The 19,326-nt window shown below is 68.3% G+C and carries 17 protein-coding genes; 10 read left to right on the forward strand and 7 right to left on the reverse strand.

Going from position 1 to position 19,326, the window contains the following annotated elements; translation table 11 throughout:
• Positions 1-136: 136 nt before the first annotated feature.
• On the forward strand, positions 137-874 hold the full coding sequence (locus tag ACFHNC_RS07465) for a peptidase (RefSeq protein WP_437168595.1): 738 nt from the start codon (positions 137-139) through the stop codon (positions 872-874).
• Between the two features lie 49 nt (positions 875-923).
• Here ACFHNC_RS07465 and ACFHNC_RS07470 read toward each other — a convergent pair whose 3' ends face one another.
• Positions 924-1,115: a hypothetical protein gene (locus ACFHNC_RS07470; RefSeq protein WP_437168596.1), complete on the reverse strand. Its 192-nt coding sequence runs from the start codon at positions 1,113-1,115 to the stop codon at positions 924-926.
• Between the two features lie 204 nt (positions 1,116-1,319).
• On the opposite strand from ACFHNC_RS07470, the gene ACFHNC_RS07475 reads away from it, so the two are divergent.
• Complete coding sequence (locus tag ACFHNC_RS07475; protein WP_437168597.1) at positions 1,320-1,895, forward strand: OmpA family protein; 576 nt, start codon at positions 1,320-1,322, stop codon at positions 1,893-1,895.
• A gap of 1 nt (position 1,896) precedes the next feature.
• On the opposite strand, the gene ACFHNC_RS07480 is transcribed toward ACFHNC_RS07475, so the two are convergent.
• Genes ACFHNC_RS07480 through ACFHNC_RS07495 form a run of 4 tightly spaced genes read right to left on the reverse strand, consistent with a single transcriptional unit; the run spans position 1,897 to position 6,523 of the window.
• A complete protein-coding gene (locus tag ACFHNC_RS07480; protein ID WP_437168598.1) occupies positions 1,897-3,306 on the reverse strand; it encodes an FAD-binding oxidoreductase in 1,410 nt (469 codons plus the stop codon).
• Complete coding sequence (locus tag ACFHNC_RS07485; protein WP_437168599.1) at positions 3,303-4,670, reverse strand: FAD-binding oxidoreductase; 1,368 nt, start codon at positions 4,668-4,670, stop codon at positions 3,303-3,305. Before ACFHNC_RS07485 ends, ACFHNC_RS07480 begins: the two co-directional genes overlap by 4 nt.
• On the reverse strand, positions 4,663-5,481 hold the full coding sequence (locus ACFHNC_RS07490; RefSeq protein ID WP_437168600.1) for a creatininase family protein: 819 nt from the start codon (positions 5,479-5,481) through the stop codon (positions 4,663-4,665). The genes ACFHNC_RS07485 and ACFHNC_RS07490 overlap by 8 nt, the downstream gene beginning before the upstream one ends.
• 25 nt (positions 5,482-5,506) lie before the next feature.
• On the reverse strand, positions 5,507-6,523 hold the full coding sequence (locus ACFHNC_RS07495) for an ABC transporter substrate-binding protein (protein ID WP_437168601.1): 1,017 nt from the start codon (positions 6,521-6,523) through the stop codon (positions 5,507-5,509).
• Between the two features lie 228 nt (positions 6,524-6,751).
• Between ACFHNC_RS07495 and ACFHNC_RS07500 the strand changes: the two genes are divergently transcribed.
• From ACFHNC_RS07500 to egtD, 5 genes are all read left to right on the forward strand, one after another.
• Complete coding sequence (locus ACFHNC_RS07500; RefSeq protein ID WP_437168602.1) at positions 6,752-7,021, forward strand: Rieske 2Fe-2S domain-containing protein; 270 nt, start codon at positions 6,752-6,754, stop codon at positions 7,019-7,021.
• 103 nt (positions 7,022-7,124) lie between these two features.
• Entirely contained in the window at positions 7,125-7,256 is a 132-nt protein-coding gene (locus tag ACFHNC_RS07505; RefSeq protein ID WP_437168720.1) for a hypothetical protein, read from the forward strand.
• 53 nt (positions 7,257-7,309) lie between these two features.
• Positions 7,310-8,260 carry a dihydrodipicolinate synthase family protein gene (locus ACFHNC_RS07510; RefSeq protein WP_437168603.1) on the forward strand — a complete coding sequence of 317 codons (951 nt, stop codon included), beginning with the start codon at positions 7,310-7,312 and terminating at the stop codon, positions 8,258-8,260.
• Between the two features lie 59 nt (positions 8,261-8,319).
• A complete protein-coding gene (gene egtB / locus ACFHNC_RS07515; protein WP_437168604.1) occupies positions 8,320-9,522 on the forward strand; it encodes an ergothioneine biosynthesis protein EgtB in 1,203 nt (400 codons plus the stop codon).
• The gene (gene egtD / locus ACFHNC_RS07520; RefSeq protein WP_437168605.1) at positions 9,519-10,460 is read left to right on the forward strand and encodes an L-histidine N(alpha)-methyltransferase; all 942 of its coding nucleotides are present in this window, start codon (positions 9,519-9,521) and stop codon (positions 10,458-10,460) included. The genes egtB and egtD overlap by 4 nt, the downstream gene beginning before the upstream one ends.
• 27 nt (positions 10,461-10,487) lie before the next feature.
• Here egtD and glgX read toward each other — a convergent pair whose 3' ends face one another.
• Entirely contained in the window at positions 10,488-12,725 is a 2,238-nt protein-coding gene (gene glgX / locus ACFHNC_RS07525; protein WP_437168606.1) for a glycogen debranching protein GlgX, read from the reverse strand.
• A 149-nt stretch (positions 12,726-12,874) separates the two neighbouring features.
• Between glgX and treZ the strand changes: the two genes are divergently transcribed.
• From treZ to ACFHNC_RS07540, 3 genes are all read left to right on the forward strand, one after another.
• Entirely contained in the window at positions 12,875-14,656 is a 1,782-nt protein-coding gene (treZ, locus tag ACFHNC_RS07530; RefSeq protein WP_437168607.1) for a malto-oligosyltrehalose trehalohydrolase, read from the forward strand.
• Entirely contained in the window at positions 14,653-17,337 is a 2,685-nt protein-coding gene (gene treY, locus ACFHNC_RS07535; protein ID WP_437168608.1) for a malto-oligosyltrehalose synthase, read from the forward strand. The genes treZ and treY overlap by 4 nt, the downstream gene beginning before the upstream one ends.
• Positions 17,338-17,434: 97 nt before the next feature.
• Entirely contained in the window at positions 17,435-17,746 is a 312-nt protein-coding gene (locus ACFHNC_RS07540; RefSeq protein ID WP_168052706.1) for an HU family DNA-binding protein, read from the forward strand.
• A gap of 42 nt (positions 17,747-17,788) precedes the next feature.
• Here ACFHNC_RS07540 and ACFHNC_RS07545 read toward each other — a convergent pair whose 3' ends face one another.
• Positions 17,789-19,222, reverse strand: coding sequence for an NAD-dependent succinate-semialdehyde dehydrogenase (locus tag ACFHNC_RS07545; protein ID WP_437168609.1), 1,434 nt, complete (start codon positions 19,220-19,222; stop codon positions 17,789-17,791).
• Between the last annotated feature and the right edge of the window lie 104 nt (positions 19,223-19,326).

A 19,326-nucleotide genomic window follows, 5' to 3' on the forward strand; every position in this document is an offset into this window, starting at 1 on the left:
CGGATAGGAGCCGATCCGCGCCTCGGGTGCCGGCGCTTCGCTTGGCTCGCCGCATCAGCGGCCTTCGGCTGGCGTCGTGCGTGCAGAACGCCAGCGGGATGACACCAGCCACACCTTCCAGCCATCGGGGTCTGTCATGACCTACTGCGTCGGTCTGCTGCTGGATGCCGGGCTGGTTATGCTGTCCGACACCCGCACCAATGCGGGCGTCGACAACATCTCCACCTTCGGCAAGACCTTCGTGGAGGAGAAGGCCGGGGAGCGTGTGCTGGTGCTGCTGACCGCCGGCAACCTCGCCGTGACGCAGGCGGTCTGGAATCGCCTGCAGGAGGGCGTGAAGCTGGAGGGCGAGGTGCTGACGCTCGCCACCGCGCCGAACATGTTCCGCGCGGCGCAATTGGTGGGTGCCGCGGTGCGGGACGTGTTCGAGGCGGATGGACCCGGCCTGCGCGCCCAGGGCATCAGCTTCGATGTCTCCATCCTGCTCGGCGGGCAGATCGGCGGCGCGCCGCCGCGGCTGTTCCTGGTCTATGCTGCCGGCAATTTCATCGAGGCGACGGCAGACACACCGTTCCTGCAAGTGGGCGAGCACAAATACGGCAAGCCGATCCTGGACCGCGTGCTGACCCCGGCGACGCCGCTGGCCGATGGCGTGACGCTGGCGCTGATCAGCATGGACAGCACGCTACGATCGAACCTGACCGTTGGCCTGCCGATCGACCTGACGGTGATCCGCCGCGACGCCTGCGCGGTTTCGCTGAAGCGGCGCATCACGGAGGATGATCGCTACTTCGCTTTCCTGCGCCAGCGCTGGTCGGAAAGCCTTCGCGAGGCTTACCAGGCGCTGCCCCGCCCGGACTGGCTCGACCGATAAAGATCCTCTCCCAAGATGGGAGAGGGCCGGTGAGCGTCTGACGCCTTGCTCAGTAGCTCGGGCGCACCGTGACGGTCGTCGGCGGTGCGGCGGGTGCCATCACCGTGGGCGAGGCCTGCGGCACCACTATCGTCGACGGCTGCTGCGGCGCCTGGGGCGCATAGGTGCAGGCACTTGCGAGCAGTGCTGCGCCAGCGGTCAGCATGATGCCGGTCAGGCGGGTGGGAAGGGCGATCTTCATCAGGGTGTTCTCCGTAGTGGAAGCGGCAGAAGAACCCTTCGAAGTGCCACCGGTTTCCGCATCGACGGTGACGTTTTCGCGATGAAACTTACGTGAACGTAACGTCAAGCGATGCGGTTTTGTTCCAAAAAACAAAGCCTTGCGATCCGCATAACCGGAGACGACGCGGCGCGTTCAACCCTCCACCGCCCGAGGAGGCTTGCGATGCGCAGCGCTGCTTTTGCCCTTTTGTTGCTGATCCCCGCAGTACCAGCGCTCGCGCAGGAACGCGCGACGGGAAGCGTCACCATCGACCAACCGGCGCCGCAGCCGCGCGGTTTCACGGTGGAACGGGATGGCCGAACCGTCGTCGCCCCTGTTTCACCAGGCGGCGCCGTGGATATCAGCGGCGCCAACGTCATCATCGAGGAAGGGCCGCAATCGACGAAACTGACGGTGCAGAACGACGTGCTCTTTGACTTCGACAAGGCCGAGTTGCGGGCGGAGGCGTCGGAGGCGCTACAGCGTGTCGCCGAGATCGTCCGCGAGCGCCGCCCCCGGCAGGTTCGGATCCTGGGCCATACCGACTCGCTTGGGAGCGATGAGTACAACCTCTCCCTGTCGCAGCGCCGTGCCCGGAGCGTCGAACAATGGCTGGCGGCGAATGGTGGCAGTCTGCCGCCGTTGCAGATCGAGGGTCGTGGCGAGGCCGATCCGGTTGCCCCGAATACCAGCAATGGCGGCGACAATCCTGAGGGCCGGCAGCGCAATCGGCGCGTGGAGGTTTTGCTGGAACGCTGACCTACTCCAGCACCTCCTCGACTTCCGGCGCATCCGCCTTGCCATAGAGGTAGAAACCCTGTGGCCGGTTCGAGCTCCACTCCGGGTCATCCCAGGCGATCATCTTGCCTGGGTTCAGCAGGCCATGCGGGTCTGCGACCCGCTTGAATTCGAGCTGATCCGAGTCGATCCGCTTCATCCCGCCTTCCTCCAGCGTGAAGGCGTGCGGGTTGAAGATCGGGGCGCCGGCATCCTCATGGATGCGGATGATTTCCTTCAATCGCTCCTCGGTCGTGAAGCGCACGAGTTGCAGGCCGAAGCAGGAAACCACGCCGCCGAGGCGGACGAATTCCAGATGCTGCAGCACCTCGTCGCCGAACAGCGCATCCATCTTCGCGATCAGATCGAAGTGGTGCGGCGCGGGGAACAGGGTTTGCAGATAGGTCAGGCTGCGATCGATCTTGAGCGCCTGCAGCGTGGTGTGGTTCCAGGTGAATTCATACAGCGGGGTCTCCGCGGTCTCGGTCGGCGTGGCGTAGACCTGCCGGCCGCCGAAGCGCGCCAGCAGCGGCGGCAGCAGGTCGAGGAACGGCTCCGCCACCATCACCAGCGCGGCCGCCTTGCCGGGCGCCAGCATCTGCATGAAGGGCTTGAAGTAGCTCTGGGCCACGCCGGGCGCGACCACGCACGCCATCTTCTTCACGATGCCGTCGCTGGCGACCAGCGCCTCACTGAACCGCGCGGCGGCGAGGGTGTCCGGGAACTCGGCCAGCACATCCACCCAGTCCCAGGCTGGCGCCAGGGGCATCTCCAATTCGGTGATCACGCCATTGGTGCCGTAGGCGTGGTTCGCCTTGTCGATCTCGGCGCCGCGCAATTCCAGCACGCGCGGCGTGGCCTCCATCGTCACCACCCGCAGGCCCAGGATGTTGCCCGGCTCGCGCAGCTTGCCATAGGTGCAGGACCCGATGCCGGAAGACCCGCCGGCGATGAAGCCGCCGAGGCTGGCCGTGCGCTTGGTGGAGGGGTGGAAGCGCAATTCCCCGCGCACCTCCCGCCGCGTCACCGCATCCAGGTCGATCAGCTTGATGCCCGCCTGTGCGCGCACAACGCCGGGCTTCGTCCAGATCACGCGGTTCAGGCCCATCAGGTCCAGCACGATGCCGCCCTTCAGCGGCATGGCCTGGCCGTAATTGCCGGTGCCGGCGCCGCGCGGAGTCAGCGGCACCTGGTGCTTCACGCAGGCGGCCATGATGGCGATGACCTCCACCTCATCGCGTGGGCAGGCCACCGCCTCCGCCGTCACGCCGTTGAGCTGGCGCTTCAGCACGGGCGAGTACCAGAAGAAATCGCGCGAGCGCTGGCGCACCAGGGCCGGGTCGGTGATCCACTCGATGGCCGGCAGTTCGGCCATCACTGCATGGACGGTCATGGGGCCTCCCCAGGGACGTCTGCTGGGACAAAATCGCGCATCTTGCCGGGGTTGAGCAGGCCCAGCGGGTCCGTGCGCTGCTTGAAGCCGAGCTGGTCGCCGGGCACGCGGCGGTAGTTGCTGCCTTCCTCGATGGTCAGGACATGCGGGTTGGCGATGCCGATACCCTGCGCCTCGAAGGCGGCCATGATTTCCGCGAGCCGTTCGGCGTTTGTCCAGCGGATCACGGGCAGGGCGGACATGGTGAGGCGGCCGCCGAAACGGACGCATTCGGTGTGCATCCAGACCTCGTCGCGGAACGGGATGCGGACGGCCTCGATCGCTTCCAGCGTGTTCTCGAAGGGGAAGCGGCATTGCAGGTAGGTGACGCCGCGATCCTTCTTCAGAACCTGGAGCGTGGTGTGGTTCCAGCAATATTCGTAGAAGGGCGTGGCATCGCCATCGCGCTCGGCTTCTACGGTGGATTGCTCGGCAACGATGGTGCCGCCGTGCTCCGCCGCCAATTCGCGCAGCGCGAGCAGCGCGCCGGGCGCCACCATCACGAGGGCCAGCGCATGGCCTGCCGGCACGGTATCGGCAAGGCCGCGGAAGAAGGGCGGAAGCTGGCTGTCGAAGACGCCGCACATCTTCTTCGGGATGCCATCGGCAAAGCTCAGCTCCAGCGCGAAGCGGCTGGCCGGCACGAAGTCCGGGAAGGCGATTGCAACGTCGCGCCAGTCCTGCGCCGGGGTCAGCGGCACGCGTATGCGCGTCAGCACACCGGTGGTGCCATAGGTGCGATTCACCGGATTGGCCGCCTGGCCTTCCAGTTCCAGGATGCGCGGCGGGTCCGTCATGGTGGCGATGCGGGCGCCGGCGAAATTGCCGCGCTCGCGCATCGTGCCGTGGCTGATCCCGCCCACCCCCGCACCGCCGCCCGCGACGAAGCCGCCGATGGTCGCGGTGCGCTTGGTGGAGGGCCAGAGCTTCAGTTCCCACCCCCGATCCCGCGCCCAGAGGTCGAGGTCGATCATCTTCGCCCCGGCCTCCACCTCCACCACGCCATCGGTGATGCCGATGGGCGCGGCCATGGCGGTCATGTCGAGCACCACGCCGCCCTCCATCGGCACGCACTGCCCGTAATTGCCGGTGCCGCCGCCGCGCACCGTAACGGGCACGCGGGCGCTGCGGGCGGCGGTGAGGATGCGCAGCACCTCCGCCTCATCGCGCGGGCGGGCGAAAAGCTCGGCGGATTTGCCGTCGAGCTGCGCCTTCAGGATCGGGCTGTACCAATAGAAGTCGCGGCTTTTCTGCCGCAGCAAGGCACGATCCGTGGATAGCTCGATGCCGTCCAGCGCCGCGGCCAGCGAAGCCATGTCAGCCATGCGGGGCGGGCTCATTCGCCAGGAAACTCTCGGCATCGAAGGCCGCGACCTGCGCCCAGAGCGCCGCCATCTTCTCCGCGGCGAAATCCAGAAGCTGCTCGCCGATCTCGGTGGTGGCGAGCGAGGCATCGCCCACGGCACCGGCCGGATTCAGATCCTGCGCCTGCCAGGCCAAGGGCGCGCCCGCATCGGGCGCCATGCCCGGCGCCGCATTGGCCACGCCCTGCCAGCGGCTGACGAAATTCGTCGCGTTCTCCATTTTCACCAGATGGGGGGTCAGCGCGAGCATGACAGAGGTCTCGTCGCGCCCGGCATGGATGCCGTATTTGCCCTCGACCGGGTCGCGCAGCGCCTCCGGCTTGCCCATGCGCGCCCACATGGCGTTGATCGCCAGGATGCCGTGCTGGATGCGGATGCGGCGGCAGGCGATGTCGAGCACGGAGACATTGCCGCCATGGCTATTGACGATCACCAGCCGCTTCACGCCGGCCCGCGCCACGCTCGCGCCGATATCGGTCACCAGCGCCAGCAGCGTCTCGGGCGAGGTGGTGACGGTGCCGGGGAAGCGCAGATGCTCCACCGAACAACCCACGCATTGCGTCGGCAGCACCAGCACCGGCAGGTCCGGCGCCACCACCTTCAGCGTGCGGGCGATGACGCCCTGGTTGATGGTGGTGTCCACCGAGACCGGCAGATGCGGCCCGTGCTGCTCGATGGACGCCACCGGCAGCACGGCCACGGTGTTGGCCGGCAGTTCCTTGAAGGCCGGCCAGGGCAGGTCCTGCCAATAGCGGGTGGGAAGCGGGGCCATGGCAGGAAACCTTTCGCGCGACGCCTCAGGCCAGCTTCAGCTCGGCGGCCGGGGGCAGGTAGGACGGGTCGTAGATATCCGAGGCCGGCAGTGGGCGCGAGATGCCGAAAGCCTCCCGCACCGCGTCGATGCTGCGCTGCAGCCGCGCCATATCCACCTGGCCGAAGCCGTTCTCGCGCACGCGCGGCGTGAAGGTCAGGCGATCCAGCGCCATGCGCAGGCGCTCCGTCTCCAGCGGCACATCCGTCAGCGGTTCCCTGCGGCGGAGGTTGGCGATGGTGGCGTCGGGGTCGCGCAGGCTGTCGTATTGCGCGCGGACCAGGCCGCGGATCAGGCCGGTGACGGCGGCTGGGTTGGCGGCGGCCCAGCGGCGCGTGGTGATCATCGAGGTCGAGAAGAAATCGGCGCCGACATCACTGAACAGCATCGTCACGATGTCCTGCTCCGCAATGCCCAGCCCGCGCAGCGAGAAAATGCCGGAGGTGATGAAGCCGGTGATGGCGTTCACCCTTCCCTGCGCCAGCATCGGCTCCCGCAGCTGCGGCGTCACGCTCTGCCAGGTGACGGAGGCGGGGCTTATCCCGGCCGCCTTGGCGAAGGCGGGAAACAACTGGCGGCCGGCATCGGAGTCCGGCGCGGCCAGGGTCTTGCCCGCCAGGTCCGCCGGGGTGCGGATATTCTCCCGCCGCAGGGTCATCACCGCCAGCGCGGTCGCGTCATGGATGATGAAGGGCGTGAACAGGTCGCTCTCCGGCCGCTCCAGCTTCATGCGGATGGTCGGGTTGAGGTCGGCGACGCCGACATCATAGGCGCCGGCCGAGATCTTCACCGGCACATCGCCGGAGCCGAAGCCACGATCCATGGTGACATTCAGCCCGGCCTCGCGGAAATAGCCGCGGTCGAGCGCCAGCACGAAGGCGCCCTGCGGGCCTTGCAGCGCCCAATCCAGGGTGAAGCGGACATTGGTCAGCGACTGGGCATGCACCGCGGGGGCGGCGAGGACGACGGACCCGAACAGGGCAAGGGCGTGGCGACGGCGCATCGTGACGGTCCCGGCGGTTGTGGCTGCGGCGCTGTTAGCAAAGGCGGGACGTAGGGCGAAAGCCGATTCTGCCCGATCATGGGGCGAATCAGCCGCAAAGCGCCCACGAATTAGGCGAATTGATCGCAGAATGGGCTGTTTTCGACCGGCGCGGGCCATGTGCCGCTTGATTCGGCCGGGCCGGATTTGCACCCTGCTGGCTGATCTCCCGCATGAGGGTCCCACCGGATGCTCGCCACCGCTACGCCGCTGCTGCGCCGCTTCTGGTATCCCGTGATGCCGGTCGCCCATCTGGCCGAGGTGCCGAAGCCCTTCCGGCTGCTCGACCAGGACCTGGTCCTGTGGCTGGATGGGGACGGCAACCCGGCCGCGATGGATGACCGCTGCTGCCATCGCACCGCGAAACTTTCCAAGGGCTTCTACACGGCGGGGCGCCTCGCCTGCGGCTACCATGGCTGGGAATTTTCCGCGCCCTCGGCCCGCATGGCACGCTGGTGAACATCGCCCGCGGCGAGGTGGTGGACGAAGCCGCGCTACTGGCGCGCTGGCGGATGGCGGGCTGGGCTCGGCCAGCCTCGATGTCTTCCTGAACGAGCCGAAGGTGGAGCCGCGCTTCGCCGCCCTGCCGAACGTCGTCCTGGCCCCGCACATCGCCAGCGCCACGGTGGAGACGCGCGCCGCGATGGGCGTGCATGTGGTGCATTCCCTGCGGGACGCCTTGCTGCCGGCTTGACCGGGGCGCGGGCAGGGCGTCAGCCTCCCGGCAACGGAGAGGAAACCAGCGCCATGTCGCCACTGCCGCGCCTGTCTGGCGTGCATCCGATTCTCTACGCCTACTACCTGCCGGATGGCCGGCTGGACCGCGCGGCGCTTGAACGGCAGGTGGATCTCTGCCTGGCCGCCGGTTGCCAGGGCATCGCCGTGCTTGGCCTGGTGACGGAAGTGTTCCGGCTGTCCACCGCCGAGCGCCTGGACATCGTCGCCTGGGCCGCCGCCCGTATCGCCGGCCGCGTGCCGCTGATGGCGACGGTGGCGGAGGTCTCGGTGCATGGGCAGCTTGACTTCATCGCGGAGGCGAAGGCGCGCGGCGCGGATTGGGTGGTGCTGCAACCACCGCCAGTGAAGGGGGTGGCGGAGGCCGGGATCCTGCGCTTCCTCGGCACGGTGGCGGACCGCGCGGTGCTGCCGGTGGGCATCCAGAACAACCCGATGATGATGGATGTCTCGGTCTCCGACGCCGCGCTGCTGACGCTGCATCGGAACCACCCGAACATCCGCTTCATGAAGGCGGAAGGCGCCGCGGTGGCCGTCGCCGATTTCGCGCTGGAAGCCAGCCGGACCTGCGACGTCTTCGCCGGCCATGGCGGGCTGGAATGGCCAACGGCGCTGCGCAGCGGCTGCCAGGGCCTGATACCCGCGCCGGAGCTGATCGACGCGCAGGTGGCAATCTGGCGGCTGTGGTCGGCGGGCGAGACGGAGCGGGCGGAAGCGCTGCACCGCGCCATCCTCCCCATCATCGTCTTCATGTCCCGCTCCCTGCCGCTGCTGCTGGTCTATGGCAAGCGGCTGATGGCGCTGCGGATGGGGCTGGGGGAGGTGCATGAGCGGCTGCCGGAGCCGGGCGTGACCGAATTCGGAATGGCGGAAATCGGCCGCTTCGCCGCGTTGCTCGGGCCGCTGGATGACCGGCCCGCGCCGCTCGCCCCGGCGCTGCGGCGCCTCGCCGGCATGGAATAAGGCGAACCCGAACGGTTTCGGGGCGTTCCCGGTCCTGAAACGGGGAGCGTCGTCACATCATGAATCAGATCTCCGCGCGGCCGGGCAAGGCCGCGCCGCACCTTCTCGACCGCTACCAGGCCGTGCGCGCCCGGACCGAGGCATTGGTCGCGCCGCTGTCCCCGGAAGATCAGGTGGTGCAGTCCATGCCGGATTGCAGCCCAGCCAAATGGCACCGCGCCCACACCACCTGGTTCTTCGAGACCTTCCTGCTGCTGCCCTTCCTGCCCGGCGCGAAGCGGGTGCGGGAGGAGTATGCGCTGCTGTTCAATAGCTACTACGTCGCCGCCGGCCCGCGCCACGCGCGCCCGCAACGCGGCATGATCACCCGCCCGGGTTCCGCCGCCGTCACCGCCTACCGCACCGAAGTGGACCAGGCGATGGCCCGCCTGCTGGGCGATGCGCCGGCGGAGGCGCTGCATCTGGTGGAACTCGGCCTGCAGCATGAGGAACAGCATCAGGAACTGCTGCTGACCGATGCGCTGCACGCCTTGTCGCTGAACCCGCTGCGCCCGGCCTACGACCCAGACTGGCGGGACCCCGCGCCGGATGCCGCGGCAGCGGCAATGCTGGCCGGGCCGGAAGGCGTGGTGGAGATCGGCCATGACGGCATCGGCTACGCCTTCGACAATGAAACGCCGCGCCACCGGCACTTCCTCGCCCCCTACCGCATCGCCAACCGCCTGGTGACCAACGCCGATTGGGCCGCCTTCATCACCGATGGCGGCTATCGCAGCCCGCTGCTGTGGATGAGCGATGGCTGGGCCGCCTGCCAGGCGCAGGGGTGGGAGGCGCCGCTCTATTGGGAACAGCGCGACGGCACCTGGCAGCAATTCGGCCCGGGCGGGTTGCGCCCGATGGATCCGACGCACCCCGTCCGCCACATTTCCTGGTACGAGGCCGACGCCTTCGCCCGCTGGTGCGGCAAGCGCCTGCCGACCGAGCAGGAGTGGGAAGCCGCCGCCAAGCTGCCTGGCTTTGCGGAGGCCGAGGGCGTTGCCTGGCAATGGACCGGCAGCGCCTATCGCCCCTATCCCGGCTTCCGGCCCTGGGAAGGCGCGGTCGGCGAGTACAACGGCAAGTTCATGGTGAACCAGATGGTGCTGCGCGGCGGGTCGCTGGCCACTGCGCCGGGCCATTCCCGCGCCAGCTACCGCAACTTCTTTCCGCCCGATGCCCGCTGGCAGTTTACCGGGCTGCGTCTTGCGGAGGATGTGGCATGAGCGCGGTCTCCGTCCTGCATCCCGAACTCGCGGCCGACGCCATCGCCGGCCTGTCCGCCGCACGCAAGACGCTGCCCTGCAAATGGCTCTACGACGCCGAGGGCACGCGGCTGTTCGAGGCGATCACCCGCCTGCCGGAATACTACCCGACACGGACCGAGGTGCTGATCCTCGACCAGTGCGGCGCCGAGATTGCCGATGCCATCGGCCGCGGCGCCGCCGTGGTGGAATTCGGCCCCGGCGACGGCGCCAAGGCCGTGCAGTTGCTGCGCGCGCTGGAGGCGCCGGGCGCCTATCTGCCGGTGGATATCGCGCCGGAGTGGCTGGATGCGGTTGCCGCGCGGGTCTCCGCCGCCTTCCCCGGGCTGCCGGTGCGCCCGGTGGTTGCGGATTTCACCCGGGCCTTCGACCTGCCTGTCCATGGCGGCGGCAGCGCGGCGCGGCTGGGCTTCTTCTCCGGCTCCACCATCGGCAATTTCGAGCCACTGGAAGCGGTGGCCTTCCTTGCCCGCGCCCGCGCCACGCTGGGCCGTGGCGCCCGCATGCTGCTCGGCGCCGATCTGGTGAAGGAGGTGGCGATCCTGGAGGCGGCCTATGACGATGCTGCCGGCGTCACCGCCGCCTTTAACCTGAACCTGCTGACCCGCCTGAACCGGGAGGCCGGGGCGGATTTAAACCCCGATGCCTTCGACCATGCGGCGCGCTGGAACCCGGGGCTTGAGCGGATCGAGATGCACCTGGTCGCCCGCCACAGGCAAACGGTACGGGTGGCCGGGCAGGCGTTCCACTTCGCCGAAGGCGAGAGCATCCACACCGAGAGCAGCCACAAATACCGCCCCGAGCGCCTGCGCCAGATTGCCGGCGCCGCCGGCTGGCGCGGCGCCACCATGTGGTCCGACCCGGCGGAGATGTTCTCCGTCTGGCTGCTGGAGGCCTGACCGGCCTCCGGCAGTCGGGCCTCGGCCTCACTCCCCCGAGGGGAGGGGCGGCGGTTCGGCGCCGGCCAGCAGGGCGGTGCGCGCGGCGGTCAGGATGGCGAGGCCGCCAGCGTCGGGGTGCAGCACCAGCAGCAGCAGCGACCGGCCCGTTACCAGATAGGGGTGGCCGAATTCGAAAGGCTCCGGCTCATCCAGTGCTGGCTTGTTGGTATCCACCAGCAGCAGCCAATGCTGCCCGGCCAATGGTTCGGGCAGCGAGAATTCCACCGCGTCATGATGCGCGTTCAGCACCAGCAGCAGCGTGGCGTCACCGGCCGGGCGGCGGATGCGGGTCGCCTGGGCGCGGCCGTCCATCAGCATGCCGAAGCAGCGGGCATTGGCATCATCCCAGTGCCCATCCTCCATCTCGGTGCCGGAGGGGGTGAGCCAGGTGACATCCTTGATGCCGAGGTCTTCGTCCAGCTTCCCGTTCAGGAACCGCGCGCGGCGCAGAACCGGGAAGTTCTGCCGCAGGGCAATCAGCTTGCGGGTGAAGGCCGCCAGTTCGCGGCCATCCGGCCCGATGCCGGCCCAGTCCAGCCAGCTGGTGGCATTGTCCTGGCAATAGACGTTGTTGTTGCCCTGCTGGCTGTGGCCGAATTCGTCACCCGCCAGCAGCATCGGCGTGCCTTGCGACAGCAGCAGGGTCGCCAGCATGTTGCGCTTCTGCCGCTCGCGCAGCGCGATGATCTCGGGGTCGTCGGTCGGGCCCTCGGCGCCATGGTTCCAGGACAGGTTGTGGTCGTGGCCGTCGTGCCCGCCCTCTCCATTCGCCTCGTTGTGCTTGTCGTTGTAGCTGACCAGATCGTGCAGCGTGAAACCGTCATGCGCGGTGATGAAGTTCACGCTGGACCACGGCTTGCGGCCTCGCCGGTCGAACAGGTCGCTGGAGGCGGCAAGCCGGCCCGCCAGCTCGTTGGTCATGCCCTCGTCACCCTTCCAGAAGGCGCGGACCGTGTCGCGGAACCGGTCGTTCCATTCGGCCCAGCCGGGCGGAAAGCCGCCCACCTGATAGCCGCCCGGCCCGCAATCCCAAGGCTCCGCGATCAGCTTCATGCGGGACAGCACCGGGTCCTGGCGGCAGGAATCGAGGAAGCCGCCACCCTCGTCGAAGCCATGCTCCTCCCGCCCCAGAATGGTCGCGAGGTCGAAGCGGAAGCCATCGACGCGCATTTCCGTTGCCCAGTAGCGCAGGCTGTCATTCACCATCTGCAGCACGCGTGGATGCGACAGGTTGAGCGTGTTCCCGGTGCCGGTATCATTGATGTAGTAACGCGGCCGGCCGTGCAGAAGGCGGTAGTAGCTGGCATTGTCGATGCCCTTGAAGGACAGCATCGGGCCCTTCTCATTGCCCTCCGCCGTGTGGTTGTAGACCACGTCCAGAATCACCTCGAGCCCGGCGTCATGCAGCCTCGCCACCATCTCCTTGAACTCGGAAAAGGCGAAGGCCGGGTTGCGCGCATAGCGGCGCGCCGGTGCGAAGAAGGAGATGGTGTTGTAGCCCCAGTAATTGGTCAGCCCCTTGTCCAGCAGGAACTGGTCATTGAGGAAGGTGTGGATCGGCAACAACTCCACAGCGGTCACGCCCAGGCCGCGCAGATAGCTCACCACCTCCGGCGCCGCGAGGCCGGCATAGGTGCCGCGCATATCCTCCGGCAGGGCCGGATGGCTTTTCGTGAAGCCCTTCACATGGGTCTCGTAGACCAGGGTGCGGTCCCAGGGCACGGACGGGGCGCGTTCGCGACCCCAGGTGAAGGCTGGGTCGATGACCCGGCATTTCGGCACCAGCGGGCCGCTGTCGCGCGTGTCGAAGCTCAGATCATCGCCGGATTCGAGGTGATAGCCGAAGCATTCCGGCCCCCAGGTCAGGTCGCCGACGATGGCGCGCGCATAGGGGTCCAGCAGCAGCTTGTTAGGGTTGAACCGGTGCCCGGCATCGGGCGCATGCGGTCCATGCACGCGGTAGCCGTAGATGGTGCCGGGGCGGGCATCCGGCAGATAGCCGTGCCAGACCTCATCCGTGTATTCCGGCAGCTCGATCCGCTCCAGCTCCGTATTGCCGGAGTCGTCGTACAGACAGAGCTCGACCTTGGTGGCATTGGCCGAGAACAGCGCGAAATTCACCCCCAGCCCGTCCCAGTTGGCACCGAGCGGGAAGGGCAGACCCTCACGGATGCGCGACCGCCGCATCATCTGCGGCGAGGCCACCAAGCTACGTATCCGCATCCACAATCCCCATCTGCCTCGACGTTCCGAACTGGAACACTTTCCGGAAGTCGCACAACACGGCACCGCGCAGACCGTTCCCTTTGGCCCGGTAAGAGAATTTTTCGGTGCCCGATGGAACGAAGGCGGCCGCAGCCGGTTTGCGGGGCATGACCTTCGCGCATCGTGCCCACGCCATGCCCTTCGGCGCCGCCCTGTTGCCCGGTGGCGGTGCCCGCTTCCGTCTCTGGGCGCCGGCACATGCTCAGGTGGACCTGGAGTGCGATGGCGCCCCGCAGCGGCCCATGTGGCGGGAGCCGGGCGGCTGGCATGTGCTGGAAGTGCCCGCTGCCGGCGCAGGCACGCGCTATCGCTTCGCGCTGCCGGACGGGCTGCGCGTGCCAGACCCTGCCTCCCGCCACCAGCCCGAGGACGTGCATGGCCCGAGCGAGGTGGTGGACCCCGCCGCGCATCGCTGGACCGATGCCGGCTGGCGCGGCCGGCCCTGGGCGGAGGCGGTGGTCTATGAACTGCATATCGGCGCCTTCACGTCGGAGGGCAGCTTCCTTGCCGCCATCGAACGCCTGCCGCACTTGGCCGCCCTCGGCGTCACCGCGCTCCAGATCATGCCGGTGGCGGATTTTCCGGGTAACCGGAACTGGGGTTATGACGGCGTGCTGCCCTTCGCACCCGACGCCAGCTATGGCCGGCCGGAGGATCTGAAGGCGCTGGTGCAGGCGGCCCATGGCCTCGGCCTGATGGTGCTGCTCGATGTGGTGTACAATCATTTCGGCCCGGAGGGCGCCTACCTCCACGCCATCGCGCCGCAGGCCTTCACAGACCGGCACAGCACGCCCTGGGGTGCGGCGCTGAATTTCGATGGGCCGGACTCCGGGCCGGTGCGCGACTATTTCATCCACAACGCGCTGTACTGGATCGAGGAATTCCACCTCGACGGGCTGCGGCTGGATGCCGTGCACGCCATCCTCGATGACAGCCCGCGCCATGTGCTGGACGAACTCGCCGAGCGGGTGCGTGCCGCGGTGCCCGACCGGCCGGTGCATCTGGTGCTGGAGAATGAGGAGAACCAGGCCGCGCGCCTGGTGCCGGCGCTCTATACGGCACAGTGGAACGACGACGCGCATCACGTGCTGCATGTCGCCGCCACCGGGGAACGCAGCGGCTATTACGCGGACTACCAGGGCAACACGGAACTGCTTGGCCGGGCGCTGTCGGAGGGCTTCGCCTTCCAGGGCGAGATGATGCCCTATCGCGGCCACCCCCGCGGCGAGCCAAGCGCCGTCCTGCCGCCCACCGCCTTCATCGCCTTCATCCAGAACCACGACCAGATCGGCAACCGCGCATTCGGCGACCGGCTGTCCCACATCGCCCCGCAGGCGGCGTTGCGGGCCGTGGCCTCCGTCGCGCTGCTGCTGCCGCAGATCCCGATGCTGTTCATGGGCGAGGAATGGGCCGCCGCGCAGCCCTTTCCCTTCTTCTGCGATTTCGGACCCGAGCTGGCGGATGCCGTGCGCGAAGGCCGCCGCGCCGAATTCGCCCGGTTTCCCGAATTCGCCGACCCCGCGACGCGTGAGCGCATCCCGGACCCGCTGGCCGAGGCCACATTCGCCAGTGCGAAACTGGGTTGGGAGGATCTGACGAAGCCGGCGCACGCCGAAACGCTGGCCTGGTACCGTTCCATCCTGGCGGTGCGCCACGCCGAGATCATCCCGCGCCTGCCTGGCATTCGCCACGGCGGCACCTGGCAGGTACTGGCGCCGGGCGCGGTGGAAATTGCCTGGTCGCTGGAAGGCGGCGGGACGCTTCGGCTGCGCGCCAACCTGTCCGACACGCCCCTTGCCAGCACCCCGGAGACCGGCCGCGTGATATGGCAGGAAGGCGAGGGCTTCGGCCCCTGGAGCACGTGCTGGTCGATCGAGGAATCCGCATGACCGACGCCGTGATGCCGCGCGCCACCTATCGCCTTCAATTCCACGCCGGCTTCCGCTTCGCCGATGCGGCCCGCCTTGCGCCCTATCTGGCGCGGCTCGGCATCAGCCATGTCTATGCCTCGCCCTGGCTGAAGGCGCGGCCGGGCAGCACGCATGGCTACGACATCGTGGACCACACCGCGCTGAATCCCGAACTCGGCACCGAGGCCGATTTCCGTGACATGGCAGCGGCGTTCAAGGCGAATGGCCTGGGCCAGATCCTGGACTTCGTGCCCAACCACATGGGCGTCGGCGGCGCCGACAACCCCTGGTGGCTGGATGTGCTGGAATGGGGGGAGGCCTCGGATTTCGCCGGCTGGCTGGATATCGACTGGCAGCGCGGCCGCCTGCTGGTGCCCTTCCTGGGCGACCAGTACGGCGCGGTGCTGGAGGCCGGGCAGCTGGAACTGCGCTTCGATGCGGAGGCCGGCCGCTTTGCCATCTGGGCCTATGACACGCACAAGCTGCCGATCTGCCCGCTGCATTACGGCCGGGTGCTGGGCGAGGCGGATACGGCGCTGGAACGACTGGGCGATGCCTTCGCCGGCCTGCCGGATTGGCGCCCCCGCGTGGTGGCGCGTGCCCGCGACCTGCAGGCGGACCTTGCCGCGCTGGTGGCGCGCGATGCGGCGCTGCGTGCGGCCGTGGACCGGGCCGTGGCGGCGCTGAACGCGGACAAGGTGGCGCTGGATGCGCTGATCCGAGACCAGCATTGGCGGGCGGCGCATTTCCGCGTCGCGGCGGACGACATCAACTATCGCCGCTTCTTCAACATCAACGAACTTGCCGGCCTGCGGATGGAGCTGCCGGAGCTGTTCGACCACGCCCACAGCCTGGTCTTCGCGCTGCTGGCCGATGGCACGCTGGACGGGCTGCGGATCGACCATGTGGATGGGCTGCTCGACCCGAAAGGCTATCTGGTGAAGCTGCGGGAGGCAGCGCCGCGTCCCTTCTACCTGGTGGTGGAGAAGATCCTGGCGCGGCACGAGCCGTTGCGCGGTGACTGGCCGGTGCAAGGCACCACCGGCTATGAATTTGCCAACCTCGTGATGGGCCTGCTGGTCGACCCGGAAGGCGAGGCGGCGCTGACCCGCCTCTGTGCCGACTTTACCGACGCAGAGCAGGATTTCGATGCGATCGTGCTCGACTGCAAGCTGCGGATCATGCGGAACGAGATGGCGGGCGAACTCGCCATGCTGGCCAGGGAGGCCGCGGGCATCGCGCAGCAGACGCCGCGCACGGCGGATTTCACCCGCAACATTCTCTCCCGCGGCCTCTGCGCCATCGTCGCGGGCTTTGCCGTCTATCGCACCTATGTCGATGCCGCGGCGCGGCCCACGGATGCGGACCGCCGCGAGATCGACGCCGCCATTGCCGCCGCGCGGCGGCAGGAGCCGGATCTTGACCCCAGCGTCTTCGACTTCCTGCATGGCCTGCTGACCACGGATCTGGTGGCGCGGCCGCGCAGCGGCTTTGCCCGGCATACGGTGCAGCGCGTGGCGATGAAGGTGCAGCAGTACAGCGGCCCGATCATGGCCAAGGGCCTCGAGGACACCGCCTTCTATCGCTACAACCGCCTGGTGGCGCTGAACGAGGTGGGCGGGCACCCCGACCATTTCGGCGTGACGCTGGCGGAATTCCACGCCGCCAATGCCGAGCGTGCGGCGCACTGGCCGCAGGCCATGCTGTCCACCTCCACCCACGACACCAAGCGCGGCGAGGACACCCGCGCGCGGCTGGTGGCGCTGGCCGGCATGCCCGGGGAATGGGCAACGCGGGTGCAGGAATGGTCCCGAATCCTGCGCTCCGCGCACGGCATGGGTGCGCCGGACCACAACGACGAATACCTGTTCTACCAGCTTCTCCTCGGCGCCTGGCCTGCCGGGGGCGGGACGGAGGCGATGGCGGAGCGTCTGGAGGGCGCCATGGTGAAATCCATGCGCGAGGCCAAGCGCCATTCCAACTGGGCCTCCCCCGATGCGGTCTATGAGCAGGCGATGCTCGATTTCGTCCGGCATGCGCTGGGCAGCGAGCATTTCCTCGCAGCCTTCCTGCCCTTCCAGGAACGTGTGGCGCGACTTGGCCTGCGGGGCAGCCTGGTGCAGACGGCGCTGAAGCTGACCCTGCCGGGGGTTCCGGACATCTACCAGGGTGCCGAGATGTGGGATCTCAGCCTGGTGGACCCGGACAACCGACGCCCTGTGGACTACGCGGTACGGGAGGCGGCGCTGGCCGAGGTCGAGGCCGCGCTGCGGCAGGACCGGTCGGCGGCGATCCAGGCGATGGCGGCGAATTGGCGCGACGGGCGGCTGAAGCTGGCCCTGACCGCGACCCTGTTGGCGCATCGGGCCGCGCAGCCGGCGTTGTTCGCCAGCGGCACCTACCAGGGCCTGGAAGCCAACGGCCCCGCCGGCCCGCGCATCTGCGGCTTCGCGCGCCGGTACGGGGACGCCGAGTTGCGCGTCGTGGCCGCGCGATTCGCCGGCGACCAGGCGTGGGAGGGCACGATGCTCGACTGGCCAGGCCCAGTTACGGATTGGCAAGACCTGCTGACAGGACAGGTGGTACAGCCATCTGGCGCCCTCGACATCGCGCAAGCGCTGCGCGACCTGCCAGTGGCGGTCTTCATCCGGCGCCACTGACCGAAAGGGTTTTGCGAAACCGCGTGCTTTCCGCGAATCGCACGCTGACATTTGCCCTGGTTCCAGCTATGCGACCAAACTCGCAAGGAGCCAGCGCATGTCAAAGAAGTTTCTGACGGACGTCATCGTCAAGTCCACCGAGATGCCGGCCAACGCCGCCGGCCGGCTGGCCGCGGACATCATCGCCGCCATCAAGGGCGAAATCGTCCAGAACGGGCGCTTCACCATCCCCGATTTCGGCGCCTTCAGCGTGCGCGAAACGGCGAAGCGCAGCGCGCTGAACCCCCGCACCGGTGAAAAGGTGGCCGTGAAGGCCGGTGCCACTGTGCGCTTCAAGGCGAGCAAGGCGCTGAAGGAATCGGCGCTGGCCGGCGTGAAGAAAGCCAAGCGCAAGGCCGCCAAGGCCTGATTCGCAGGGCCGCGGGGGGCGCGCCCCCCGCGGCTTTCGGTGCTACAGCCCGGCCTGGCTGACGAACTTCGTGTTCAGATAGGCCTCGATCGCCTCCGACCCACCCTCGGAGCCGTAGCCGCTGTCCTTCATGCCGCCGAAGGGCACTTCCGGCAGCGCAAGGCCGAGGTGGTTGATCGTCATCATCCCCGACTCGACGCGGGACGCGACCGCATTCGCCGTCTTGGCGCTGCGCGTGAAGGCATAGGCGGCCAGGCCGAAGGGCAGGCGGTTCGCCTCATCAACCACCTCCTCCAGGTCGGTGAAGGGGGCGATCATGGCGACGGGGCCGAAGGGCTCCTCGTTCATCATGCGGGCATCGCGACCCACGCCGGTCAGCACCGTGGGCTGATAGAAATAGCCCTTGTTGCCGATCCGCTCGCCACCGGTGTGGACCTCGGCGCCGCGCTGGCGGGCATCGGCAACCAGATCCTCCACCCAGGGCACCCGCCGCTCATGCGCCAGCGGGCCCATCTGGGTGTCCGCATCCATGCCGGCGCCGACCTTCAGGGCCTTGGCATGGGCGGTGAAGCGCTCGACAAATTCCGGATAGGACTTCTGCTGCACCAGGAAGCGGGTGGGGGAGACGCAGACCTGCCCGGCATTGCGGAACTTCGCACCGGCCAGGGTCTTCGCCGCCAGCTCCAGATCCGCATCATCGAACACGATCGCCGGCGCATGGCCGCCGAGTTCCATCGTCACCCGCTTCATATGCTGGCCGGCCAGCGCCGACAGCATCTTCCCGACCGGGGTGGAGCCCGTGAAGGTCACCTTGCGGATCACCGGATGCGGAATCAGGTACTCGCTGATCTCGGACGGCACCCCATAGACCAGGTTGGCCACGCCCTTCGGCAGGCCGGCATCTGCGAAGGCGCGGATCAGCTCGGCGGGCGAGGCCGGGGTCTCCTCCGGCGCCTTGACGATGATCGAGCATCCGGTGGCCAGCGCCGCGGACAGCTTGCGCACCACCTGGTTGATCGGGAAGTTCCACGGCGTGAAGGCGGCGACGGGGCCGACCGGCTCCTTCACCACCAACTGGTACACACCCTCGGCTCGCGCCGGGATGACGCGGCCATAGGCGCGGCGGGCTTCTTCCGCGAACCAGTCGATGACGTCGGCACCCGCCATCACCTCCATGCGGGCTTCGGCCAGCGGCTTGCCCTGCTCCAGCGTCATCATCTGCGCGATGGCGTCCGCACGGCTGCGGAAGATGTCCGCGGCCTTGCGCATTAGCTTCGAGCGATCGAAGGCGGAGACCTTCTTCCAGGTGACGAACCCACGGGCGGCGGCTTCCAGCGCCTCATCAAGGTCGTCGGTGCTGGCGTGGGCGACCTGGCCGATGACCTCCTCGGTCGCCGGGTTCAGCACGGGAAGGCTGCGGCCGCCGCGCGCGGCGCGCCAGGTGCCGTCGATGAACAATTGGGTATCGGGATACATGCGCGTCTCCTGATGCGTCTTGGCCCAAGCAGCGGGGCTTGGGCGGAAGGTGGCACAGGGCGGGGCAGGGGGGAACCGGGGCGCCCCACAAGCCCTGGAGAGCC

The sequence above is a fragment of the Falsiroseomonas sp. E2-1-a4 genome (assembly GCF_051433165.1).
GTDB lineage: Bacteria > Pseudomonadota > Alphaproteobacteria > Acetobacterales > Acetobacteraceae > Falsiroseomonas.

What these genes read in the sequence shown, in the direction of transcription:
- ACFHNC_RS07465 (WP_437168595.1), top strand. Translation starts at nt 137, where the DNA reads ATGACCTACTGCGTCGGTCTGCTGCTGGATGCCGGGCTGGTTATGCTG.
- ACFHNC_RS07470 (WP_437168596.1), bottom strand. Translation starts at nt 1,115, where the DNA reads ATGAAGATCGCCCTTCCCACCCGCCTGACCGGCATCATGCTGACCGCT.
- ACFHNC_RS07475 (WP_437168597.1), top strand. Translation starts at nt 1,320, where the DNA reads ATGCGCAGCGCTGCTTTTGCCCTTTTGTTGCTGATCCCCGCAGTACCA.
- ACFHNC_RS07480 (WP_437168598.1), bottom strand. Translation starts at nt 3,306, where the DNA reads ATGACCGTCCATGCAGTGATGGCCGAACTGCCGGCCATCGAGTGGATC.
- ACFHNC_RS07485 (WP_437168599.1), bottom strand. Translation starts at nt 4,670, where the DNA reads ATGGCTGACATGGCTTCGCTGGCCGCGGCGCTGGACGGCATCGAGCTA.
- ACFHNC_RS07490 (WP_437168600.1), bottom strand. Translation starts at nt 5,481, where the DNA reads ATGGCCCCGCTTCCCACCCGCTATTGGCAGGACCTGCCCTGGCCGGCC.
- ACFHNC_RS07495 (WP_437168601.1), bottom strand. Translation starts at nt 6,523, where the DNA reads ATGCGCCGTCGCCACGCCCTTGCCCTGTTCGGGTCCGTCGTCCTCGCC.
- ACFHNC_RS07500 (WP_437168602.1), top strand. Translation starts at nt 6,752, where the DNA reads ATGCTCGCCACCGCTACGCCGCTGCTGCGCCGCTTCTGGTATCCCGTG.
- ACFHNC_RS07510 (WP_437168603.1), top strand. Translation starts at nt 7,310, where the DNA reads ATGTCGCCACTGCCGCGCCTGTCTGGCGTGCATCCGATTCTCTACGCC.
- egtB (WP_437168604.1), top strand. Translation starts at nt 8,320, where the DNA reads ATGAATCAGATCTCCGCGCGGCCGGGCAAGGCCGCGCCGCACCTTCTC.
- egtD (WP_437168605.1), top strand. Translation starts at nt 9,519, where the DNA reads ATGAGCGCGGTCTCCGTCCTGCATCCCGAACTCGCGGCCGACGCCATC.
- glgX (WP_437168606.1), bottom strand. Translation starts at nt 12,725, where the DNA reads ATGCGGATACGTAGCTTGGTGGCCTCGCCGCAGATGATGCGGCGGTCG.
- treZ (WP_437168607.1), top strand. Translation starts at nt 12,875, where the DNA reads ATGACCTTCGCGCATCGTGCCCACGCCATGCCCTTCGGCGCCGCCCTG.
- treY (WP_437168608.1), top strand. Translation starts at nt 14,653, where the DNA reads ATGACCGACGCCGTGATGCCGCGCGCCACCTATCGCCTTCAATTCCAC.
- ACFHNC_RS07540 (WP_168052706.1), top strand. Translation starts at nt 17,435, where the DNA reads ATGTCAAAGAAGTTTCTGACGGACGTCATCGTCAAGTCCACCGAGATG.
- ACFHNC_RS07545 (WP_437168609.1), bottom strand. Translation starts at nt 19,222, where the DNA reads ATGTATCCCGATACCCAATTGTTCATCGACGGCACCTGGCGCGCCGCG.